The organism is Geodermatophilus obscurus DSM 43160, from assembly GCF_000025345.1.
Lineage (GTDB): Bacteria > Actinomycetota > Actinomycetes > Mycobacteriales > Geodermatophilaceae > Geodermatophilus > Geodermatophilus obscurus.
The window spans coordinates 2,697,139-2,718,761 of record NC_013757.1 but is presented as its reverse complement, the minus strand read 5'-3'; the positions used below and the strand labels follow the sequence as shown (position 1 = coordinate 2,718,761).

Below are 21,623 nucleotides of genomic sequence, written 5' to 3'. Positions count from 1 at the left end.
CAGGGTGCGCCCGACGCTGGCCACCGTGAGCTGCACGCCGAACCGGGCGGCGATCAGTTGGCGGACGACCTCGCGGGTCCACAGCGCCACAGCGAACCCATGATCGCGGGGGTCGCTTTCGGCGATCAGCCCGGCCAGCTCGCCCAGCTGCTCCTCGGCGAGTCTGCGCGGCCGTCCGGGCACCGGCTTGGCCCGCAGCGCCTCGTGGCCCTCGGTGCGCTCCTTGGCCAGCCAGGTGTAGATCGTCCGCCGATGCAGGCCCAATGCGGCCAGCCCCGCACCGACCTCGGCCGCCGGCACACCCCGGGCCACCTGCTCGACCGCCCGCAGCGGCAATGCCCGCAGCGCCGGATCAGCCTCTGCCCCTGGCGGATCGGCGCGATCACCGCTGCCGCCCTCGCCCTGCTCCACCACCAGCACGGCCGCACCACATGATCACTAACCAGCCCCAAGCCGTTACTGGGAATGGCTCAATGACCTCACGACGGCTCAGGCGACGGTCGAGACCGGTTTGAGGACGGACGTCCAGCACGCTGCTGCACCGCAGCAGTCTTGCGGGGCCCCGGAAGCCGAAGCTTCCGGGGCCCGTGTTCAAGCTGGGGCAGCCGTCACAGCGCGGGCTGTCGGCTACTTGTCGCCCTTGTCCTTGCCGTCGTGGTCGTGGTCCCCGTTGTCCTTGCCGTCGTGGTCGTGGTCGTGGTCCCCGTTGTTCTTGTCGCAGTCCTCGGCCTTGGCCTTGGCGTCCTCGGCCTTGGCCTTGGCGTCCTCGGCCTTGGCCTTGGCGTCCTCGGCCTTGGCCTTGGCGTCCTCAGCCTTGGCCTTGGCGTCCTCAGCCTTGGCCTTGGCGTCCTCAGCCTTGGCCTTGGCGTCCTCAGCCTTGGCCTTGGCGTCCTCAGCCTTGGCCTTGGCGTCCTCAGCCTTGGCCTTGGCGTCCTCAGCCTTGGCCTTGGCGTCCTCAGCCTTGGCCTTGGCGTCCTCGTGCTCGTGCTTGGCCTTGGCGTCCTCGTGCTCGTGCTTGGCCTTGGCGTCCTCGTGCTCGTGCTTGGCCTTGGCGTCCTCGTGCTCGTGCTTGGCCTTGGCGTCCTCGTGCTCGTGCTTGGCCTTGGCGTCCTCGTGCTTGGCCTTGGCGTCCTCAGCCTCGTGCTTGGCGTCCTCAGCCTCGTGCTTGGCGTCCTCAGCCTCGTGCTTGGCGTCCTCAGCCTCGTGCTTGGCGTCCTCAGCCTCGTGCTTGGCGTCCTCAGCCTCGTGCTTGGCGTCCTCAGCCTCGTGCTTGGCGTCCTCAGCCTCGTGCTTGGCGTCCTCAGCCTTGGCCTTGGCATCCTCAGCCTCGTGCTCGGCCTTGGCGGCCTCGTGCTCGGCCTTGGCCTTGGCGTCCTCAGCCTCGTCGCAGTAGTCGTAGCCGTACGAGTAGGATTGATCGGTTTCCGAAGCGCTGGCCACACTTGGTGCCGCGACACCCGTCAAAATCAATGCGCCGGACGTGCCGGCCAGAACAAATGCGCGCTTAACTCGCATGGATGCCTCCGTAGTTCCGGAACGAAAATGGCGCCAGACGGCGCCGCGCCGAAGGTGTCATGAGAGCTAGGTCACATGCAGGCTCTACTTTTAGGTAATGTCGCTGGTCGCGGAGTTGCGCACCGTATCGTCACGATCACGACACGGTGCGGAGTTGTGACCGTATCGTGATCATGACGGTTGAGGTGTCGGCGGTGACGCAGCCGCTCGGGCGAGACGTCGCCCGGCTCGGCCACACGGAGGGCAGGTCGACCTGCGGGGACAGCCCGGTCACCCGGCGATCGGCGACAGCAGCGGCACGGGGCAGTGTCCTGGACACACCACGACCCTGCTCCGTCCGTCACGCGGAAGTCGCCCGCAACCATGCCCGAGGTCGTAAGTGGTTACATAAAGGCGCACACGGCGGGCCACGGCTCACTCGTCCTCGTCGATGATCGCCTGGACGACCTCCAGGCCGCCGTCGAGGCGGGTGATCCGCACCAGCCACGACCCGGCCGCTGTTGGAGCGGACCACTCAAGGGCATAGGCGCCGCCGGAGTGGTTGAGCATCTCGACCCGCTCCGGCTGCCAATCCTCCGGCAGTCGATGACGGCCGGTCACCTCTGCAACTGTCCGCCCCGGTCTCGGAACCGGCAACAGGTCGGTCAGCGGCCCCTACGGTCGGTAGATGGCACGAACCATGTTCGTCTGGATCTGCCGCGAGGAGTCCACGCTGGCGGCCCTACAGGGGCTGGCCAGGACGCTGGAGGACCAGAACGGCCTCCGCTACGCGACCATTAAGATCCTCACGGTGAACGAGAACCGAGGGATCGAGATACCGGCGGGGAGTCGTGATTCCGATGGCCGGCCGCTCGGGCCTCACGTGTTCACCGTGGACAACTGCCCCGCAGGAGGAGTCCCCCTGCTGACCGACGAGGAGGAAGACTGACCCGCCGCCTAATTAGTTCAACCACGGACGGCTGCACGGCCAGATCGGCCCGCTTCCACCGGCCGAGTACGAACAAGACTTTTATAGGCGCAACCCCGCGGCGGCTACCGTCGCCGCATCAATTCCGAGCCTCACTGAACCTGGCGTGGAACAGACAGGTGATCGACGCCGTCCTGGACAGGTCAATGACCGTCCGCCGCTAACCATGCGCGAGGTCGTAAGAGCCGCGGCGTAGCGTTCCGGCCATGCTGCAGCGCGGCCCCATTGAGCTCGTCGAGACAGGTCAGGCCACTGGGCCGGGCAAGGTCCGGGTGACGGTGACCTGCACTACGTGCGGAGCAAGCACGATGACGGATGTCCGAGCCGACCTGGCCGACCTGCGGTACATAGCCAACGACGTGGCCAAGTACCTGTGCACTGAGGTTTTCTCACCAGGTTCGCCGTCGGCGGACGGCCCGGGGAAGCATCGCTGCAGGTCAGGCCCCTCCGCCAGCAAGGTATCGAAGGCTACCACCCCGGGAGGCTGCGTCGAGGGGCCGCGCCGAGGTCGCTGCCGACTCGCTGAAGCCCTGGCCAGCGACGCCCACCGCGCCTGTCAACTGGGTGTGGACTCCTGGTGAGAAAACCTCACTGAGCGCGGCCATGACCATTACAAGTACGCATAGGCGATTTGAACAGATTGTACTCAGTTCCATGGCATGTTTGCCACGCATCCCATGCCCGAACGCAGCATTAAGCTTGCCGTTTAACCTTCGCTGGCCGGAGCTGCATCGGTGTGATTCCGGGGCTGGCATAAGGGCGGCCACCGTGTGATCCTTCGGAGTTGCGACGCTTCGAAGCGGCCCAAGACCGACGCCGGCCGGCGCACCATCGCGCTGCCACCACAGACCTTGAACCCTCTGCGGCAGCGCCTGGCTCAGCTGCCCACGGCGGCGGACCCAACGGTGCTGTTTCCCAGCCCGAAGGGCCTCCTGCGCGATCCGAACAACACCAGCGGTGACCTGCTCCAGGCACTGGACCGCGTCGGCTTCCCCTGGGCCACTTCCCACACCTTCCGCCGGACCGTGGCCACTCGCCTCGATGACGCCGGCCTCTCCGCTCGGCAGATCGCCGACCACCTCGGGCACAGCCGGCCCAGCCTCACCCAGGACGTCTATCTCGGCCGTGGCACCGCCAGCCCCTTGACCGCGGCAGCCCTCCAGCGGACCCTCTGATCTTCCTGGCCGGGCGCTGCCAGCACCTTATGCGGGCCTGCGGCCCTGCTCGCCGGTCTTGCCGCCTCGCTCACCTTCCGCCGAACCCGCTGACCTGGGCGGACGCCGCTCGGCAAGCTCGTCGGCACCACGCCGCACGGTCGAAGATGATGGGTTTGTGATGCGTCCTCGCGACAATTTATCGCAGGAAAGCAGCCCAACAGGCCGCTGAGCAGGAACGTTGCTCCCCCGATTGGACTCGAACCAATAACTCTGCGATTTGATCCTGACAGGACTGGTTACTGCTGGTTCGCGCTGGAACCCCAGGTGGAGTTGCCCACGTAGCGTTGACTGTTGATGCGTCGAGCGGGCTACCTCTGAGAGTAGTGGATGAGTAAAAGATGCACGACCTTGTGTGTGCCGCACACGCCGATCGTGCCGCCCTTGGGCGGTGAACCGACACTTCTCGCGGATGGCCTCCCCGGTCCGCGCGACGCGCTGGACATGAGCTGAGCCGGAACGGATCGCGACCAACCGGCCTGACCGGACGAGTTCCTGTAGCTGGCACAGCGCATGCTGCGCGAGCTGATTGGCGATCCACGAAGCGCTGACGAGTCATGTGCAAAGGCGACGCGTCGTCCGCGTCGGATCGGCTAGCGGTGCGCGTCGTCCGTGACGGTGAACAGGTTGATCAGGCCGGTGACCGTCAGGGCGCGGGCCACCGCGCCGGTGGTGATGACCAGCCGGAGCCCGACGTCGCGGTCGCGCGCCGACTTGTGGGTCTCCACCAGCACAGCCAGGCCAGCCGAGCCCAGGAACTGGATCCCGGACAGGTCGATCACCAGCTCCGTCGGGTGCCGTTGTAGTTGGGTGTCCAGCACCGAACGCAACAGCGGAGCGGTGAAGGTGTCCACCTCCCCGGCCGCCGTCACGGTGACCGCGCCGTCCTCTGCGGTCCGGGTCGACAGGGCCAGCAGGTCATAGAAGGGGTCGCCCACGCAGGTCTCGGCGGGCAGGTCAGCCGCGGTCACGACAACGCTCCTCTCCGGCGGTTCTCCCGGCGGCGAGGCCCGCCGGCGTGACCGCCGCTGCACCGTGGTCTTCGCCTGCACCGCGTCCTCTGGATGCGGCAGCTGTCCGGCGTAGGCCGGCGGGGTCGCCGCGGCTAGCGGGTCACTAGTCGCGGCTCGGTGACAGCGTGGGCCCAGAGCGCCGACAGGTGCAGTGCATGGCCGGCTGCTGCGGTGCTGGACGCGACGGCGGAACGTCACCTCCGGCAGGTGGCGCTCCCACAGCCCCTCAACTCCAGCGGCTCGGCGCCGGCCGGCACGCGAGATCGAGCGCCATGACGGCCAACTCGAGGAGAGCCACATCCGGTGTGAACCAGCCGGGCACGTGGCTGGGAGCCGCTGCCGCCGTCAGGTCGTAGACGTCGTCGCCTGCCGCCAAGCCGGACAGCACCGCAACCTGGGCACGGCGATGCAGGACGTCGTGGTCGATGTGCTCCCGCTTCGTCCCCGCGACATCGTCACCCGAAGGCCTCGTCTTGCACTGCCACCCGAGGACGCCGCCCAGCCCACTGAAACGAGAGAGCCCGGTCGGGTCGGCTCAATCCAGTACGACGGGCGGCGCCATCGACAGGTCAAAGTAGCGTTCAGGACACGTCTATGTCGCAGCACCCCATACATCCCTGCTGAGGACCGACCTCTCCGTGGGGCTCGGCCCGCGGGCCGGCAAGGCGGGGGCCCCATCAGTCCCGGCCTCACCTCGCCGGGACTGATGGCGGCGTGGAGCCGGCGGCCCTGTCAGCGTCGGCCCGGCGGCGGTGGCGTCGAGGCAGGGGGAAGTAGACGGTATCGGAGAAGTCCTTGAGCGCCGGACATGCAACCGATGTTCGCCGGCGTGCCCAACAGCACGCCGTCGGTGGCGAGCACGTCGGCGGCGCCGGTCGACAGGGCCGGTCGCACGCGGCCTCGACCTCCTCGACCAGCGCTCCACCCTCGCACACCGCGTCCAGCACCGCCTGCAAGGTGGGCGACGGGTGTGCTGGAGACGAAGAGCAGCGCGCCCAACCATCCTGTCCCCGGGGCTGACGTCCGCAGTCGGTCGCGTCTTTTAGGACCCGCGATGCCGGGCTCGGGCTTCGGCAAGAACCCGGACGGCGACCTGCCGCCCCTCCTGCCCTTCATCGGTCGTCGTGGTGCCACCGTCGAGCTGCTTGTAGACGCCGAAGAACTGACCGATCTCACGTGCGACATGGCGGGGCAGGTCATTGAGGTCGTGGACGTCCTCGTACACCGGATCACCGACAGGGACGCACAGCAATTTGGCCTCAAGTCCGGTGCGAGTGCCGATCCACGACACCCCGATGACGCGGGCCGCGACCCAGATGCCGGGATAGGTCGGCTCATCGAGCAGCACCAAGGCGTCCAGGGGCTCCCCGTCCTCCCCCACCGTCCCGGGCACGAACCCGTAGTCGGCGGGAAACGAGACCGCGCCGAGGATCCGCCGGTCGAGCCGCATGACGCCACGCTTTTCATCGAACTCGTACTTGTTGCGGCTGCCGCGGGGGCTCTCGACGACAACGTCCAGCTGGTCCGACTCGCTCACCCGCCCAGCCCTACCCAGACTCGCCCGCCGTCGCCCGACCGACGCTGACCCGTGCACCAGGACCCGGAGATCGGAGCCTGACCCGGTTCTCCGGACACTTCGGGTGTGGTGATCATGCCGCGGTGAGTGCGGCCAGTGCCCTTGCCGCAGCGTCGGCCGCCGTGGCTGCGCCGTGGTCCGGTGTGACCGGAGCCGTGATCGGAGCGGCCCTGGCGAGCGTGATCACCACCGTGAGCACCGCGGTCTACAGCGCGTCCCTGCACCAGACAAATGACCGCCTGCGCCGCGCCCGCAGCCAGCTCTCCGGGCGGGGAAGGTCCCCGGGGCATCGGGCCATCACCATCCGCGTACCCGCGCCCCGGCGGGTCCGGCTCGACCCGCGACGCAGGCCGTTCTTCCGCCCCGGGCCGCGGTGGTCGTGGGTGTGCCAGCGCCGTGGCCGTGTTCCTGGTCGCCATGGGGCTCGTGACCGAGATGGAGTTATTCGGGCAGCGGTCGGTGTCTGCCTTCGTCGGAGGCTCGGACGAATCGGGGACGACGACGATCGGGGCGCTCACCAACGTGGCCACCCAGCGCGACCAGACGCCATCGAGGCCCTCCACCCCACCCACGAGCGCCCCGGCGACGTCCGCTGAGGACAGCCCGCGACCGTCGGACGCGTCGGAGACGACGACCACCGCCCCTGGCTCGGCCACGTCGACCGCAACTGCCTCGACGTCGGACTGACCGCGGCAGGTGCCAGGAACGACCTAGCTGACTCGCCGGGACCGACGTCCGTTCCACCGCAACGGGCTTCCACCACGCCGTAGACGACCGGGGGGCCAGTCCCACGCTTGTCAGGTCTCTTCCACACCGCAGCGCCTTGAGACGAGATCGCGGATTTCGCGCAGCGCTACGGACAACGTTGCCAGGTCGCTTCGGTCGTCGGCCGCGACGTCGTGGAGCACGGCGAGGCACCGGCTCACGGCTGGTTCGGCGGAGGTGAGCCATCTGCGCACCTGCTCGGCGGTGTCGGTGACCGGGCCCTCCACCCGCAGCACCTCCGCGGTCAGGGCGGCGCGCACCGCGTAGAGGTCGTCGCGGAGGGCAGCGCGCGCGAGGGCCTGCCACCGGTCGTCGCGCGGCAGCGCGAGGATGCGTTCGTGCAGCCAGTTGAGCTGCAGGTGCTGTCCGAGCGCGAAGTACACGGCGGCCACCTGCTCGCGCTCGCGCCCGGTCGCGCGGGCCACGTCGGTGACATCGAGAGCGGAGAAGAGCGCCGGCAGCGCGGCCAAGCGTCTGGCGAGCGGTTCGGGAACGCCGTCCGCGGTGTTGAGGCGTACCGCAGCGTCGAGTACGTCGTCGTCGGACGCGGCGAGCAGCCGGGGGATCTCGTCGGCCAGCGGCGGCACGGCCGGCGCGAAGTAGTCGACGGTGCTGCGGATGTCCAGTGGCTGGCGACGGTTGCGCAACAACCAGCGACTCGCGCGCTCGGCGAGCGTGCGCACCTCCAGGAAGAGCCGCACCTGGGTGTCTGTCGGTACGGCGTCGAGCGACTCGATCTCGGCTTGCAGCTCGGTCAGCCCGAAGATCTCCCATGTGGCGATGTGGGCCCGGACGACGTGCGCCACCGGGAGGCCGGTCTCCTCGGCCAGGCGGAAGCCGAACGTCGTCCCCGCGCGGTTGACCATCGCATTCGTCACGCAGGTCGCGATGATCTCGCGACGGAGCGGATGATCCGGCAGCCGGTCGGCATACCTCTCGCGGATCGCACCCGGGAAGTAGCTGGCCAGCTCCGCCGCCAGGAACGGGTCCTCCGGAACCTCCGACGCCAGCAGCTGGTCGTAGACCCAGATCTTCGTGTACGCCAGCAGGACGGCGAACTCGGGCATGACCAGCCCCTGACCGGCAGCGGCGCGCTCGGTCAGCTCGTCGTCGGTCGGCAGGAACTCCAGCGCCCGGTTGAGCCGCCGCGACCGCTCCAGGGTGCTGAGGTATCTGGCGTGCACGTCCAGCAGTGACCGCGCCTGGGCCCGCGCGTTGTACAGCGCGCGGGTCTGCGCGGCGTTGTCGCGGAGCACCAGTTGTGCCACCTCGTCGGTCATCTCCACGAGGAGGGCATCCCGTTGCTTGCGGGTGAGATCGCCGTCGTCGACCACGCGGTCGAGCAGAACTTTGATGTTGACCTCGTGGTCGGAGCAGTCCACCCCCGCGGAGTTGTCGATCGCGTCGGTGTTGATGCGCCCGCCGCGCAGCGCGAACTCGATCCGGCCGCGCTGGGTGAAGCCGAGGTTGCCGCCCTCCCCCATCACCCGGCACCGCAGCTCGCCGGCGTCGACGCGCACCGGATCGCTGCGCTTGTCGCCCACCTCGCCGTGCGTCTCGGTCGAGGCCTTGACGTAGGTGCCTATCCCACCGTTCCAGAGCAGATCGACTGGGGCGCGGAGGATGGCCCGGATCAGCTCGTCCGGAGCGAGGTGCTCGGCCGGAACGTCGAGCCTTGACCGGACCTGGGGCGAGAGCGGAACCGTCTTCGCCGTCCGCGGGAAGACGCCGCCACCAGCCGAGATGAGCGACAGGTCGTAATCGGCCCAACTGGAACGGGGCAGGTCGAACAGGCGAGCGCGCTCGACGAAGCTGGGCGCCGCGTCCGGGTCGGGGTCGAGAAAGATGTGCCGATGGTCGAAGGCTGCGACCAGCCGGATGTGCCGGGACAGCAGCATCCCGTTGCCGAAGACATCCCCGGACATGTCCCCGATTCCAGCGACCGTGACGTCTTCCTGCTGCACGTCGACGCCGAGGTCGTGGAAATGGCGCTGTACCGAGACCCAGGCTCCGCGCGCCGTGATGCCCATCGCCTTGTGGTCGTAGCCGGAGGAGCCGCCGGACGCGAAGGCGTCGCCCAGCCAGAACCCGTACTCCTCCGAGATGGAGTTGGCCAGATCGGAGAAGGTCGCGGTGCCCTTGTCGGCCGCCACCACCAGGTACGCGTCGTCCTCGTCGAATCGCACCGTGCGCTCCGGCGGGACGACGTCGCCGGACACCAGGTTGTCGGTCAGGTCGAGCAGGCCACGGATGAACATCGAGTAGCAGGCGACGACCTCGTTTTGCAGCGCTTCCCGCTCGGTGGGCGGTGCCTTGACGACGAACCCGCCCTTCGCGCCGACCGGCACGATGACCGCGTTCTTGACCGTCTGCGCCTTCATCAGGCCCAGCACCTCGCTCCGGAAGTCCTCCGGCCGGTCGGACCAGCGCAGGCCGCCGCGGGCGACCCGGCCACCGCGCAGGTGAACGCCCTCGACTCGCGGTGAGTACACGAAGATCTCGAACATCGGACGGGGCAGCGGCAGGTCGGGGATCTGCGCCGAGGCCAGTTTGAGCGACAGCCAGGGCTTCGGCTCACCCCCCGATCCGGCCTGGAAGTAGTTGGTGCGCACCGTCGCTTGCACGACCCCGAGGAGAGTTCGCAGCACTCGGTCCTCGTTGAGGCTGGTGACCGCGTCGAGCCCGCGCTCGATGTCGTCGACGATCTGCTTGGCCAGCAGATCCCGGTCCTCGGCGGCAGAGTCGAAATCGAGCCGGGCCGAGAACAGCTCGAACAGCCGGCGAGCGAGCCCCGGATTGCTCGCCAGCGTCGCGACCGTGTAGTCGAGTCCGAACGTGGCGCCCACCTGCTGGAGGTACCGGGCGTAGGCGCGGACGACGGAGACCTCGCGCCCGCGGAGCCCGGCGCGCAGGACGAGCCGGTTGAGCCCGTCGTTCTCGAGGTCGCCGCGCCAGGCCATGGCGAACGCCTCCTGGAAGCGCTCCCGCATCCCGTCGGCGTCGAGGTCGGTGAGCCCCTCGTAGCGCAGCCCGAAGTCGTAAATCCAGACGGGGTCGGCGCCCGCCGGGCGCACCTCGTAGGGGCGTTCGTCCACGACGTGGACGCCCATGTTCTCCAGGAGCGGCAGGACGTCGGAGAGCGTGACGGACTGGCCGTGCCGGAACAGCTTGAACCGCAACCTGCCCGGCGGGGCCTCCAACGGCCGGTACAGGTGCAGGGCGAGGTCGTCACCACCGCCCAGGGCCTCGATCCGGCGGATGTCGACGACGGCCGCGGCGGCGGCGGAGTACTGCTGATAGGCCGGCGAAAAGGCATCGGCGTAGCGGCGGTGCAGGTAGACACCCCGCTCTTCACCGAGCTGGTCGACTAGGGCGTCGTACAGGTCGTCGGTCCAGGAGCGCATGGCTGCGGCGAGCCGGGCTTCGAGCTCGGCGACGTCGTACTCCGGAGCCGCGCCGGGCTCTGTGTAGACCGTGATGTGCAGCCGGGCGAGGACCGACTCCCCCACGAGCGTGGTGAACTGCGTGCTCACGCCGCCGAAGGCGGCCAGCAGGATGTCCTGGATACGGGTCCGTAAGGCTGTGGTGAGTCGGTCGCGCGGCAGGTAGACCAGGCAGGACAGGAAGCGACCGAACGTGTCGCGCCGGACCAGGAGACGAAGGCCCTGACGGTCCTGGACGTCGAGGATGGTGGTGGCCGCGTCGTACAGCTCGTCGGCGCCGATCTGGAACAGCTCCTCGCGCGGATAGGTCTCGAGGATCTTGACCAGCGCTCTGCCGTCGTGGCTGTCGAGTGGATAGCCGGCCCTGTTGAGCACGGCCTCCACCTTGCGGCGGAGGACCGGGACGTCCTGGGGCGACTGCTTGTACGCCGCGCTCGCCATGAGACCGAGGAACCGTCGCTCCCCCACGACGGCGCCGTCGGCGGTGAACCGCTTGATCCCGACGTAGTCGAGGTTGCTGGGCCGGTGGACCGTCGACCGGGAGTTCGCCTTGGTGAGGTTGAGCAGCTGTGGCTCGCGTGCCCGTCGGCGCACCTCCGGCGGCAGCTTGGCGAAGCTGTGCGAGACGGGCCGGCTCCGGTCGTCGCGCAGCAGCCCGAGGCCGGTGCCCGGTACGGCCCGAAGCGCTTCCTCTCCGTCCTCGGTGGCCAGCTCGTACTCGCGGTAGCCGAGGAAGGTGAAGTGGTCGTCGGCGAGCCAGCGCATCAGTTCGGCCGCCTCGTTCCGCTCCCCTTCCTCGACGGTGGACGCCTCCACGGCGAGCGTGTCCACGATGGCCAGGGCCCGATGCCGCATCGCCGACCAATCGTCGACCGCGGCACGGACGTCACCGAGGACGCGGAGCACGTCGTCGCGCAGCTCGTCCAGCACCGGGCCCTCGGTCTGCCGGTCGACCTCCAGGTGCAGGAACGACTCGGCCAGCATGCCGGGGGTGGCATCCTCGCGGTTGAGGATGCCGACGAGCCGCTCGGGGTCGCGGCGGACCAGGACGACGGGGTGCACGGTGAGGTGCAGTCCGAGGCCGTGCCGGGTGACCTCCATCGTGACCGAGTCGACGAGGAACGGCATGTCGTCGGTGACGACGTCGACGACGGTGTGCGCCGAGGCGAAACCGTGCTCCTCGAAGTCCGGGGAGTACACCCGCACTGCCGGTTTCCCGGCCGCGCGGTCGAGGGCGAGTGTCAGGTGCGACATCGCGGCGCCGTACAGGTCGTGCACGGCACGAGCGGCGAGGTCGGCAGGCGCTACGCGCCCGTAGTACTGCCCGACGAACCCTTCGAAGAGGTCCGCTTGCTCAGCAGGCAGCCGGTTCCGGGCGTACCGCCGGATCTCCTCGATGATCTCCTGCCGGTCGCGGAACGGGATGGTGGGCACGGCAACCCCCTTCGGTCACCCACAGCGTGCCCCGCCAGGGGGCCGGCGCCAACCGCAGTCGGTCAGCCCAGCCTGCCGATCGGCATTGGGAGGTCGCGGCGTTTTACTGAAGAGATCGTTAGTAGCTTGATGTAGCTGTCGTACGCGGGGACGCTTGAGGAATGCGGGAGGACGACGGCCGCAAGCTCGATCACCAGACGCTGGAGGCGCTGCGGCTACGGGCGGCCGAGGAGGTGGCCCGGGGCGTACCGGCGGCCCAGGTCGGTGCGGGCCTCGCCGCACTGGGCCTGCACCGGCGGACGATCTACACCTGGCTGGCCGCGGAACGCCGCGGAGGACGGCAGGCGCTGTGGGCCAAGCCGGTGCCCGGGCGGCCGCGCAAGCTCTCCGACGCGCAGTTGGGCCAGCTGGCCACGCTGGTCACGGGGACCGATCCACGCGATCACGGATTCGCCGTGGCGCTGTGGACCCGGGAAATTGTCCGACAGCTGATCTACCAGCGGTTCGGGGTGGCGCTGACCGTGGCCAGCGTCGGGCGCACCCTGCACGCCCTGGGCTTCTCCGCGCAGCGTCCGCTGTACCGGGCCGAGCAGGCCGACCCGGCCGCGGTGGCCCGGTGGAAAGAGGTCGAGTATCCGGCGATCGCCGCGGCGGCCAAGGCCGCCGGCGGGACGGTGTTCTTCATCGACGAGGCCGGCGTGCGCTCGGACTACCACGCCGGCACCACCTGGGCGCCGGTCGGGCGGACCCCGGCGGTGCCCGTCACCGGCGCCCGCTTCGGGCTGAACATGATCTCGGCGATCAGCGCCAAGGGTGCGCTGCGGTTCGCGGTGTTGAGTGGCACGCTGACCGCTACCGGCTCCATCGCCTTTCTCAAGCGGCTGCGACACGATGCCGAGCGCACCGGTGTCGGGCCGGTGTTCTGCGTCGTGGACAACCATCCGGCCCACCGGGCCAAGGCGGTGGACCGCTACGTCGCCTCCACCGGCGGGGCACTGCGGCTGTACCGGCTGCCCGCGTACTCTCCACAGCTCAACCCGGACGAGTGGGTGTGGAAGAACGTCAAGCACGATGGGGTGGCCCCCGCCGCGCCCAAGGGTCGAGAGCAGATGAAGGCGGTCGTGGCCGCGCGGCTGCGCCGGTTGCAGCGCCTACCGCAGATCGTCCGAGGCTTCGGCGATCCCGAGTTGGCGTACATCACCGCTGCCGTCTGAAGTCAACCTCCGGGCAATCTCATTGGTAAACGAGTGGAGCACTGTGACAGCGGGCGATCGCACACCTTTCCTATCGGGCGACGCGGGGGGTCGCGCAGTTTCTGGACGGACCGTTCGGCTCGGAGGTCTCCACCTTCGCGGTCGCTGCCGGGCGACTCGGCGCTCATCCCGGTAACCGGGACGACGTTGCTGGTGCAGCCGGGCGATGGCCCAGCGGAGCAAGGAGGAAGCCGAACGCTCGCCCCCGCCCCGGCCGGGGCCGGTGCCTCAACCTGGGGCCAGGACCAGTGCCTCCGCCCCGACCAGGGCCTGTCCCGCCGCCCGGCCCGGCGCCAGCGCCCGGACCCGCTCCAAGGACACGGTTCTTCGGCGCGCACCGGGTGGATCCGCGAGTGTCGGCGAGGACTCCGCCGTCGTCGTCGACGAGGTGCTGCAGCGGCTCGCCGCGGCTGACGCCGACCTGGAGGTCCGGCTGAAGAATTCAGCCACCACGCGGGACGGGGTCAGTGACGATGTCGTCTGCACCGTGTCCGAGAAACTGGGCCTCCCCGCAAGGGCAGCGACCCGATCTCGGCGCCCGCTCCAGCCTCCGTGGTGCCCGGCGGATGGGGTGTGCGGCTATTTGGCCTTCAACTGACGCCATGGCGGGCGCATGCTTCGGGCTGGAGCGGGATGTCCATGGAGCGATCGCGGCTGCCCCTGGCGCTCGAAGAGCAGCGTTGCGGTGCCGTGCGGTGTCGGCCGCCGACCTCGGCATCAGGACCCGGTCCACGCCGGCTCCCCCGGCCACCGGCAGCGGCAGCGGGCGCCTCGCGCCCGCTGCACCGCGTCGACCGTGAGCTGCTTGCCGCCGGCCAGGCACACCCGAGAGAGGCCGTCGGGTCTAGCTGCACGAGCCGCTCAGCCGGCCGCTACGTCACCCCGGTCAGGTCCATGCCGGGCAGGGCAATGCCGTCGCGTCGACCGCCAACGACAGCAGCACCTTGAAGACCGTGGTGCTGTCATACGGCGGCCGGTCCTCCTCGCCGACGACCACGACCTCCAGGTCGGCGTCGGTCTGCGACAGGTCAAGGTCACGCTTACAACTCGTTTCAGAACGACCGAAGCCGGCGGTAGCAGATCAAGGCGCAGGCCAGTTGCATCAGCCCGAGGTGGATGTCGGCGCGGCGTTCATACCGGGTGCGTAGCCGCTTGAACGCGTGCAGCCAGGCGAAGCTTCGTTCGACCACCCAGCGCTGCTTGCCCAGACCCGAGCCGTGGGCGACGCCGCGGCGGGCGATCCGCGGAGTGATGCCGCGAGCGCGCAGCCGGCGACGGTAGATGTCGTGGTCGTAGCCGCGGTCGGCGAACAGCTCGCGCGGTCGACGACGCGGCCGACCGCGCCGACCCCTAATCGGCGGCACCGCGTCGACCAGCGGGATGAGCTGGGTGACGTCGTTGCGGTTGCCGCCGGTCAGCGTGACGGCCAGCGGGATGCCGTCGGCGTCGCAGATCAGGTGGTGCTTGGAGCCGGGGCGTCCGCGGTCGACCGGTGAGGGGCCGACCTGGTCCCCCCTTTGAGTGCCCGGATGTGGGAGCCGTCGACCGCGCAGCGGTCCAGGTCCAACTCGCCGGCCGCGCGCAGCTCGGCGAGCAGCAGCTCGTGCAGCGCCGGCCACACGCCGGCTTCGGTCCAGTCGCGCAGCCGCCGCCAGCAGGTCACCCCGGAGCAGCCGACCAGCGACGTGGGCAGTTGGTTCCAGGTGATGCCGGTCTTGAGCACGAACATGATCCCGGCGAGTGCGGCGCGGTCATCGATCGGCCGTCGCCCCGGATAGCGGTGGCGGCGGGGCTTCGGTGGTGGCAGCAGCGAAGCGATCCGCTGCCACAGCCCGTCGGGGACAAGCTCCTCGATCACCCAGGCCAGCCTGCTCAGACTGGCCACGTCCTACGGCAGCCACGCCGAGGTCATAGTGAAACGACTTGTTACGACCTCGTGCATGGTTAGCGGGACCGCTTGCTCGTGACGGACGGAGCAGGGTCGTGGTGTGTCGAGGACCCTGACTCGAGTCGCCGCTGTTGCTGATCGCCGGGTGACCGGACTGTCCCTGCAGGTCCTGGCGGAGCTGGTCGCCGAGCTGGGACCGCGCTGGCAAGCCCGCCAGGACGCGCGGCTGGCCGATCGGCCGCGCCAGCGGGCGGTCGGCGCCGGTGCAAGGCACCGGCTGGTGTTCCTCGACCGGCTGCTGGCCACCCTGGTCCATCTGCGCCATGGGGTCACCCACGACGTGCTGGCCTGCTGGTTCGGAGTCTCCCGCTCGACGATCACCCGGGCGGTCGGGGAGGTGCGCCCGCTGCTGGCCGAGCGAGGCTGCACCGTCGAAGGCGGCGTTCGGCTGCGCACGCTGGCCGACGTGGTCGCTCATCTGGGAGCCAGCGGGCAGCTGGGCCTACTGGATGCCACCGAGGTCCGGGTGCGCCGCCCGGCGGCCCACAAGGCCGGCCGGACTCGGTTCGTCTCGGGCAAGGCCCGCGCCAACACCGTCAAGGCGCTGCTGATCACCGACTCTGAGGGGCGGCTGCTGTTCTGCGGGCAGACCCGACCGGGCTCCATCCATGACCTGACCCAGGTCCGCCAGGCCGGCCTGGTCGAGCTGCTGGCCCTCATCCCGGGCGTCACCCTGTTGGCCGACGCCGGCTACCAGGGCCTGAGCACCCAGACCGCCGGCGCGGTCATCACTCCGCGGCCGGCCCGGCGGAAGAACCAGATCCCGATCTTCCCCGCCGTCGCCGCGGCACACGAGGCTGAACGCAGGGCTCACGCGTCAAGGCGAATCCGCGTCGAGCACGGCATCAGCCACCTGAAGAACTGGCGAGCCCTGTCTCGCCACCTCGGCCGACGCGAACACCTCGACACCATCCTGCGTGCGGTCGCCGGACTGGTCTCCAGCCAGGAACGCGCCCCACGACCTGATCAGCTTCCCCGCCCGCCGAGAGCGCTCCCGGCCGGCACCGCCGCGTGATCGAACTGGCCCTGAACGGGTCAACGACGGCCCGCGGCTAACCATGCACGAGGTCGTTAGAAGACGTTGCACAAGTAGGTCTTCGGGCTCTGTCCCGTCCCGACGGTTCGGCGCAGGGTGCCGCGCATGTCGTTGGTGTCTTCCCCGCCGCGGCTGATCAGTGATGAGCTGTGGGCCTTCTTCGAGCCGGTCATTCCGCCGCAGCCTCCGGCGGTGCACGGCCGCACCGGCCGACCCCGGACCGCCGACCGGGACGTGCTCGAGGGCATCGCCTTCGTCCTGACCACCGGGATCGGCTGGACCAAGCTGCCTCGCGAGCTCGGCTACGGCTCGGGCTGGACCTGCTGGCGGCGGATGCGGGAGTGGGCCGACGCCGGCGTGTTCGACCGGGTGCACCAGGCCGTCTTGGACCGCCTGGGTGAGCAGGGCCGACTGGACTGGTCGCGGGCCTGCCTGGACTCGGTCAGCGTCCGGGCGAAAAGGGGGGTGCGCTGACCGGACCCAACCCGACCGACCGGGGCAAGGCCGGCAGCAAGTACCACCTGCTGGTCGACGCCCACGGGTTGCCGCTCAACGTGCTGGTCTCGGCCGCGAACCGGCACGACAGCCTGTTCGTCGAGCCGATCCTGGACTCGATGCCGGCCATCAGGATCGGTGGCCGGGGCCATCCCCGTCGGCGGCCGGTCAAGCTGCACGGGGACAAGGGCTACGACAACCCGCGGGTGCGCCGTTACCTGCGCCGCCGCGGGATCACCGCACGCATCGCCCGGATCGGGCGCGACTCCAGCGCCCGGCTGGGCCGTCATCGCTGGGTCGTCGAGCGGACCCTGAGCTGGCTGCTGTCCTACAAACGCCTGGCACTGCGCTACGACCGCACCGCCACGACCATCACCGCGCTGGCCCGGCTCGCCATCACCCTCATCTGCGCCCGACGGGTCCCAACCAACTAATGCAATGTCTTCTTAGTACTGCAACGGCACTTGTGCGTGTCGGTGCTGGGAGCGGCTGAGGGCTGGTAGCAGCGTGGGTGGATGCGCTGTGATGGCCTGGTGGCCGAGGTGCAGGACTGGGCGGCGGGCCTGGAGGAGGTCCACCGGCGGATTGCCGGTGCGTTTGCTCGGGCCGAGCCGCGGGCCCGGGTGCTGGCCTATCTGCGCGGCCTGCTCGGGCGGCTGGAGCGCAAGAACGGCTGGACGCTGGCCGAGGCCGCCGGGGAGGTGTCTCCGGATGGGATGCAGCGGCTGCTGCGCACCGCGGACTGGGATGCCGACGCCGTGCGCGATGAGCTGCGGTCCTTCGTGGTGGAGCGGCTCGGCCCGGGCGGGGTGCTGATCGTGGATGAGACCGGGTTCATCAAGAAGGGCAGCCGGTCGGCCGGCGTGGGCCGGCAGTACACCGGCACCACCGGCAAGATCGACAACTGTCAGATCGGCGTCTTCCTGGCCTACGCCACTTCAGCCGGGCGGGCGCTGATCGACCGGGAGCTCTACCTACCGAGAGCCTGGACCGACGACCGCGAGCGCGCCCGCGCCGCCGGCATCGGCGACGAGGTCGGCTTCGCCACCAAGCCGGAGCTGGCCCGCCGCATGCTCACCCGCGCCCTGGACGCCGGGGTGCCGGTCGGCTGGCTGACCGCCAATGAGATCTACGGGCAGGACAAGCAGCTGCGGGTGTGGTGCGAGCAGCACGGGCTGCCCTATGTGCTGGCCACTCGCAGCACCGACACGGTGGCCACCGTCGACTGGCGCCAGCGCCGGGTCCGCGCCCTGATCGCCGAGGTCCCGGCCGAGGCCTGGGCTCGGCGCTCGGCCGGCGCCGGCGCGCACGGCCAGCGGTTCTACGACTGGGCCCGGATCGAGCTGCTGGCCGGGTTCGATCCCGGCTGGGCGCGCTGGGTGCTGGCCCGCCGCAGCATTCCCACCGACCTCGGCGAGACCGCGGAGCTGGCGTTCTACGTCTGCGCCGGACCGGCCGAAACCACCCTCGAGCAGCTCATCGCAGTGGCCGGTGGTCGCTGGCGCATCGAGGAGTGCTTTCAGGCGGCCAAAAACCAGGCCGGGCTGGCCTCCTACCAAGTGCGGGACTACACCGCCTGGTACCGGCACATCACCCTGGCCATGCTCGCCCACGCCTATCTGAGTGCTACCCGAGCCACCGCGGAAAAAGATGACATGCGAAGGGACCCCCTCAGCTCAGGCGCACGTTTACGTGCGTCGGCTGTAGGAGCGTGAGGAGGCCCCCGATGCGGATCGTAGGTGGATTGGACGTTCACCGGCGGCAGATCACCTTTGACTACCTCGATGAGCGCAGCGGCCAGACCCGGCGCGGCCGGATCGCCCCGGCCGACCGGATGCTGCTGCGCCGCTGGCTGCAGGACACCGTCGCCGACTCGCCGGCGGCGTTCGCGGTGGAGGCCTGCACCGGCTGGCGGTTCGTGGTGGAGGAGCTGCGCCGTGCCGGGATCGAGGCACATCTGGCCGAGCCGGCCGACACCGCGGCCGCCCGCGGCCCGAAGCGGCGGGCGAAGACCGACCGGACCGACGCCCGGCACCTGCGCGAGCTGCTGGCCGGCGGGCGGCTGCCGGAGTCGTGGATTCCGCCGGAGCAGGTGTGCGAGATGCGCGCCCGGCTGCAGCTGTTCCGCGACCTGCGTGAGGAGCACACCGCCTGGGTCCAGCGCATCCACGCCATCCTGCTGCACCAGGGCGCCGCGGCGATCGCAGGCGATCTGCTCGGGGCGGGCAACCGCCAGCGGCTCGAGGCAGCCGAAGAGCTGTCTTCGGCGGGGCGGGAGGCGGTCGCCGCGGCGCTGCGCATCCTGGACGCCCTGGACGCGGAGCTGGCTCCGCTGCGCAAGCAGATCGCGGTGTTCGCCCGCCGCCAGCCCGGCTGCCGGGCGCTGCAGGCCCAATACGGGGTCGGGCCGATCACCGCGGTGGCGCTGTGGGCCGAGCTCGGCGACACCCGACGCTTCTCCGCGTCCCGCAAGGCGGTCCGGCACACCGGGCTGGACATCACCGTCTACTCCTCCGACGGCAAGCGCCCACCGGGGCATCTATCGCGGCAGGGCTCGCCGCTGCTGCGCTGGGCGCTGTTCGAGGCGGCCAAGTGCGCCGCCCGCCCCGGCTCCCCGGATCACGCCTACTACCGGCAGGTCGCCGACCGGCTCGGCGGCAACCGGGCGGCACTCTCGGTCGCCCGCAAGATCGCCCGGCGGGCGCACCACACCCTGCGGGCGCTCGGTGATGAGGCCCTCGCTCCGGTCTGACCATCCGAGGCCGGGTGCGCGCATCAGCCCACCCACCGATGCCCGCGGCCTGCTCCTGCCCGAGCCCCTGCCGGCGCGCCTGATCGCGACCGGCCTCAAAAGACCGAGCGGCCGCACCCTGCCGGGACACCCCATCGATCATCATGTCGCCGGAGCAGCACCGACGGCTCCGTGCACCGAGATAAGGCTGGGCGCCCGCGCACCCCACCCGGATGCCAGCCAACCACCGGCCACCGCGCCGGAACGGGAGCCGCCCGTGACCTGAACTCCTGACCCCGTCCTCCTCCGCGGCGAGCAGCATGGGCCGGTCCTCGCCGCGGTCAAGGTCGTTCGTCCACGGGCGCTCCACCTTGACCGCGGCAGCGGACCGACACCGCCCCAGGCCGACGGAGGAGGCCAAGAACAACGGACCGGTTGACCGGGGGTCCCTCCACAGATAAGGGGGCTCCGCAGTCGGAAGCGAGCAGCTCATCGCGCTGACCGTGCCCGAACTCCGGCGCCTGCTCAACACCCTCATCCGCAGACCGCGGCCCGACCTCGACCACGCCGCCGACTGGTCCTGGTGGCGCCGACGACGCCAAGCCCAAGCCCGCGCCGCCCACTACCGGGCCCGCGGACAAGCACCGCCATAACTGCCGTTGCAGTGCCAGTAGTGCTTCGTTAGGTCGGCGCTCGAGCGTGGCTGTTGATGCGTTGTCCGCAGACGATGCAGGTGCCGGTCCAGGTCGCCAGCAAGGCCTGGAGGTCGCGGAGGACCGCGTAGAAGCTCAGGCCGGCGTAGCCGCTTTTGCGTCGCTGCGCAGCTGGGTGAGGAACAGCTGGGCGACGGTGACCAGAGTGACGTGGCGGTGCCAGCCGCGCCAGGTGCGGCCCTCGAAGTGGTCCAGACCCAGGCCGGTCTTCAGCTCGCGGTAGTCGTGCTCGATGCGCCAGCGGATCTTGGCCAGCCGGACCATCTCGGCCAACTCGGTGCCCTCCGGCAGGGTCGAGAGCCAGTAGTTGGTGGGCTCGGCGGCCTCCGGAGGCCACTCGGCCAGCAACCACACCGGCGGCAGGGAACCGTCAGCGCCCAGCCGCCCGGTCAGGCGGCGGCCGGCGGGGCGGACTCGTAGCGCCAGGAAGGCCGAGGTCATTGGCCCGCGGGAGCCCTCCCGCCAGGTGACCTGCTCGGCGGCGTCATGGCCGGCGGCCGCACGTGCTCGCGGAGCCCGGTCGGGCGGGTGCGATAGCGCGGCTTCGGGCGCGGCCCGAGCCCGGAGTAGGCGACCAGGTTCGGAACTGCGTCGGCTGGGTGCGCGGTCAGGTCGCCGGTGACCTGGCACACGTAGGGCCGGTCGCGGGCGGTCAACGCCTCACGAAAGGCGGTGGTGGTGCCGTAGCCGGAATCGGCGACCACCACCGGCGGGGCCAGCCCCCAGCCGGTCAGCTCATCGAGCATGTCGATGGCCAGCCGCCACTTCTCCCGGTGCCGGGCATCGTCGGGGATGCCGGCGCGCTCGCGCCGGGCCCGGACTGCCGCGGCCGCCTCCTGCGTCGCGGCCTCGAGGTCGTCCCAGCCCGCGGGGAGGAACAGCCGCCAGGAAAGCGGGCGGGAGGCGGTGTCGGTGACCGCGCAGACGCTGACTCCGATCTGGCAGTTGCCGACCTTGCCCAGCGTGCCGGAGTACTGCCGGGCCACCCCCGGCGAGGCGGTGCCCTCCTTCGGGAAGCCCGTGTCGTCGACCACTCACGCATCCGGGGCGATCACCTCGACCGCGCGGCGGGCCAGTCGCTCGCGCACCGGCTCCACCGCCCAGGTGGAGGAAGAGACGAACTGCTGCAGCCCCTGCTCGTCCACCCCGAGGCGCGCGGCCATCGGCTGCATCGACTTGCGCCGCCCGTCCAGCAGCAACCCACGCACGTAGGTGGCGCCCTTGTCCCGCTGATCAACGCGGGTCAGCGGCGCGAACACTTCGGCGCGAACTCCTCCAACCGACCGCGCACGGCGGCCAGCTCCCCCGGAGTCATGCCTCCATGGCAGCGCGCGAACGCAGGCCAGGCAAGACCTAACGAAGCACTACTAGTACCCCGGCCGCCAACGTTCGCCCCGCCTATGCGGCGCGGACTGTCGACGCCACACTCCGGATGGCGAAGGGTGACGGTCATGACAGCACCGGACGACGCTCGTACACGCTGGCCTGACAGCGGCAGCCCCAGCTATCAGCACTTGCCG

Annotated in this window: 13 protein-coding genes and 3 pseudogenes; 8 read left to right on the top strand and 8 right to left on the bottom strand. The window is 70.2% G+C overall.

Going from position 1 to position 21,623, the window contains the following annotated elements:
* Window positions 1-3 precede the first annotated feature (3 nt).
* Window positions 4-300, bottom strand: a pseudogene (locus tag GOBS_RS29725) (helix-turn-helix domain-containing protein); the annotation flags it as partial.
* 45 nt (window positions 301-345) lie between these two features.
* Here GOBS_RS29725 and GOBS_RS29720 point away from each other — a divergent pair.
* Window positions 346-435 (top strand): annotated as a pseudogene (locus GOBS_RS29720) (IS5/IS1182 family transposase); the annotation flags it as partial.
* A gap of 192 nt (window positions 436-627) precedes the next feature.
* Here GOBS_RS29720 and GOBS_RS12755 read toward each other — a convergent pair.
* Complete coding sequence (locus tag GOBS_RS12755) at window positions 628-1,440, bottom strand: hypothetical protein (protein ID WP_049788263.1); 813 nt, start codon at window positions 1,438-1,440, stop codon at window positions 628-630.
* 489 nt (window positions 1,441-1,929) lie between these two features.
* On the bottom strand, window positions 1,930-2,115 hold the full coding sequence (locus GOBS_RS12750) for a hypothetical protein (RefSeq protein WP_041241479.1): 186 nt from the start codon (window positions 2,113-2,115) through the stop codon (window positions 1,930-1,932).
* 67 nt (window positions 2,116-2,182) lie between these two features.
* On the opposite strand from GOBS_RS12750, the gene GOBS_RS12745 reads away from it, so the two are divergent.
* Together GOBS_RS12745 and GOBS_RS12740 are read left to right on the top strand one after the other, a co-directional pair.
* Window positions 2,183-2,443 (top strand): hypothetical protein, encoded by a 261-nt coding sequence (locus GOBS_RS12745; protein WP_012948688.1) that lies wholly within the window; start codon window positions 2,183-2,185, stop codon window positions 2,441-2,443.
* An 809-nt stretch (window positions 2,444-3,252) separates the two neighbouring features.
* The gene (locus tag GOBS_RS12740) at window positions 3,253-3,657 is read left to right on the top strand and encodes a tyrosine-type recombinase/integrase (protein ID WP_081448876.1); all 405 of its coding nucleotides are present in this window, start codon (window positions 3,253-3,255) and stop codon (window positions 3,655-3,657) included.
* Between the two features lie 632 nt (window positions 3,658-4,289).
* On the opposite strand, the gene GOBS_RS28820 is transcribed toward GOBS_RS12740, so the two are convergent.
* From GOBS_RS28820 to GOBS_RS12720, 3 genes are all read right to left on the bottom strand, one after another.
* Complete coding sequence (locus GOBS_RS28820) at window positions 4,290-4,667, bottom strand: STAS domain-containing protein (RefSeq protein ID WP_049788260.1); 378 nt, start codon at window positions 4,665-4,667, stop codon at window positions 4,290-4,292.
* Between the two features lie 1,084 nt (window positions 4,668-5,751).
* A complete protein-coding gene (locus GOBS_RS12730; RefSeq protein WP_012948686.1) occupies window positions 5,752-6,246 on the bottom strand; it encodes an inorganic diphosphatase in 495 nt (164 codons plus the stop codon).
* An 836-nt stretch (window positions 6,247-7,082) separates the two neighbouring features.
* Window positions 7,083-11,927: an NAD-glutamate dehydrogenase gene (locus GOBS_RS12720; RefSeq protein WP_012948685.1), complete on the bottom strand. Its 4,845-nt coding sequence runs from the start codon at window positions 11,925-11,927 to the stop codon at window positions 7,083-7,085.
* 161 nt (window positions 11,928-12,088) lie between these two features.
* Between GOBS_RS12720 and GOBS_RS12715 the strand changes: the two genes are divergently transcribed.
* Window positions 12,089-13,141, top strand: coding sequence for an IS630 family transposase (locus tag GOBS_RS12715; protein WP_012948684.1), 1,053 nt, complete (start codon window positions 12,089-12,091; stop codon window positions 13,139-13,141).
* Between the two features lie 1,091 nt (window positions 13,142-14,232).
* On the opposite strand, the gene GOBS_RS12705 is transcribed toward GOBS_RS12715, so the two are convergent.
* Window positions 14,233-15,038 (bottom strand): IS5-like element ISGeob7 family transposase gene (locus GOBS_RS12705; RefSeq protein WP_012948683.1). Its coding sequence is split into 2 segments (ribosomal slippage): window positions 14,233-14,699 and window positions 14,699-15,038, totalling 807 coding nucleotides; the frame shifts between segments, so codons are not numbered across the junction.
* A gap of 175 nt (window positions 15,039-15,213) precedes the next feature.
* Between GOBS_RS12705 and GOBS_RS12700 the strand changes: the two genes are divergently transcribed.
* From GOBS_RS12700 to GOBS_RS12680, 4 genes are all read left to right on the top strand, one after another.
* Window positions 15,214-16,143 (top strand): transposase family protein, encoded by a 930-nt coding sequence (locus GOBS_RS12700; protein WP_012947394.1) that lies wholly within the window; start codon window positions 15,214-15,216, stop codon window positions 16,141-16,143.
* Window positions 16,144-16,269: 126 nt separating this feature from the next.
* Window positions 16,270-17,093, top strand: a protein-coding gene (locus GOBS_RS26310) for an IS5-like element ISGeob5 family transposase (RefSeq protein WP_012948682.1) whose coding sequence is annotated in 2 segments (ribosomal slippage) — window positions 16,270-16,621 and window positions 16,621-17,093 — 825 coding nt in all. Because the reading frame shifts where the segments join, the coding sequence is not laid out codon by codon here.
* Between the two features lie 81 nt (window positions 17,094-17,174).
* Window positions 17,175-18,374 (top strand): IS701 family transposase, encoded by a 1,200-nt coding sequence (locus tag GOBS_RS12685; protein WP_012948681.1) that lies wholly within the window; start codon window positions 17,175-17,177, stop codon window positions 18,372-18,374.
* A gap of 11 nt (window positions 18,375-18,385) precedes the next feature.
* Window positions 18,386-19,411 (top strand): IS110 family RNA-guided transposase, encoded by a 1,026-nt coding sequence (locus GOBS_RS12680; RefSeq protein ID WP_012948680.1) that lies wholly within the window; start codon window positions 18,386-18,388, stop codon window positions 19,409-19,411.
* A gap of 767 nt (window positions 19,412-20,178) precedes the next feature.
* Here the strand turns inward: GOBS_RS12680 and GOBS_RS28815 are convergent.
* A pseudogene (locus GOBS_RS28815) lies at window positions 20,179-21,431 on the bottom strand (IS701 family transposase).
* Between the last annotated feature and the right edge of the window lie 192 nt (window positions 21,432-21,623).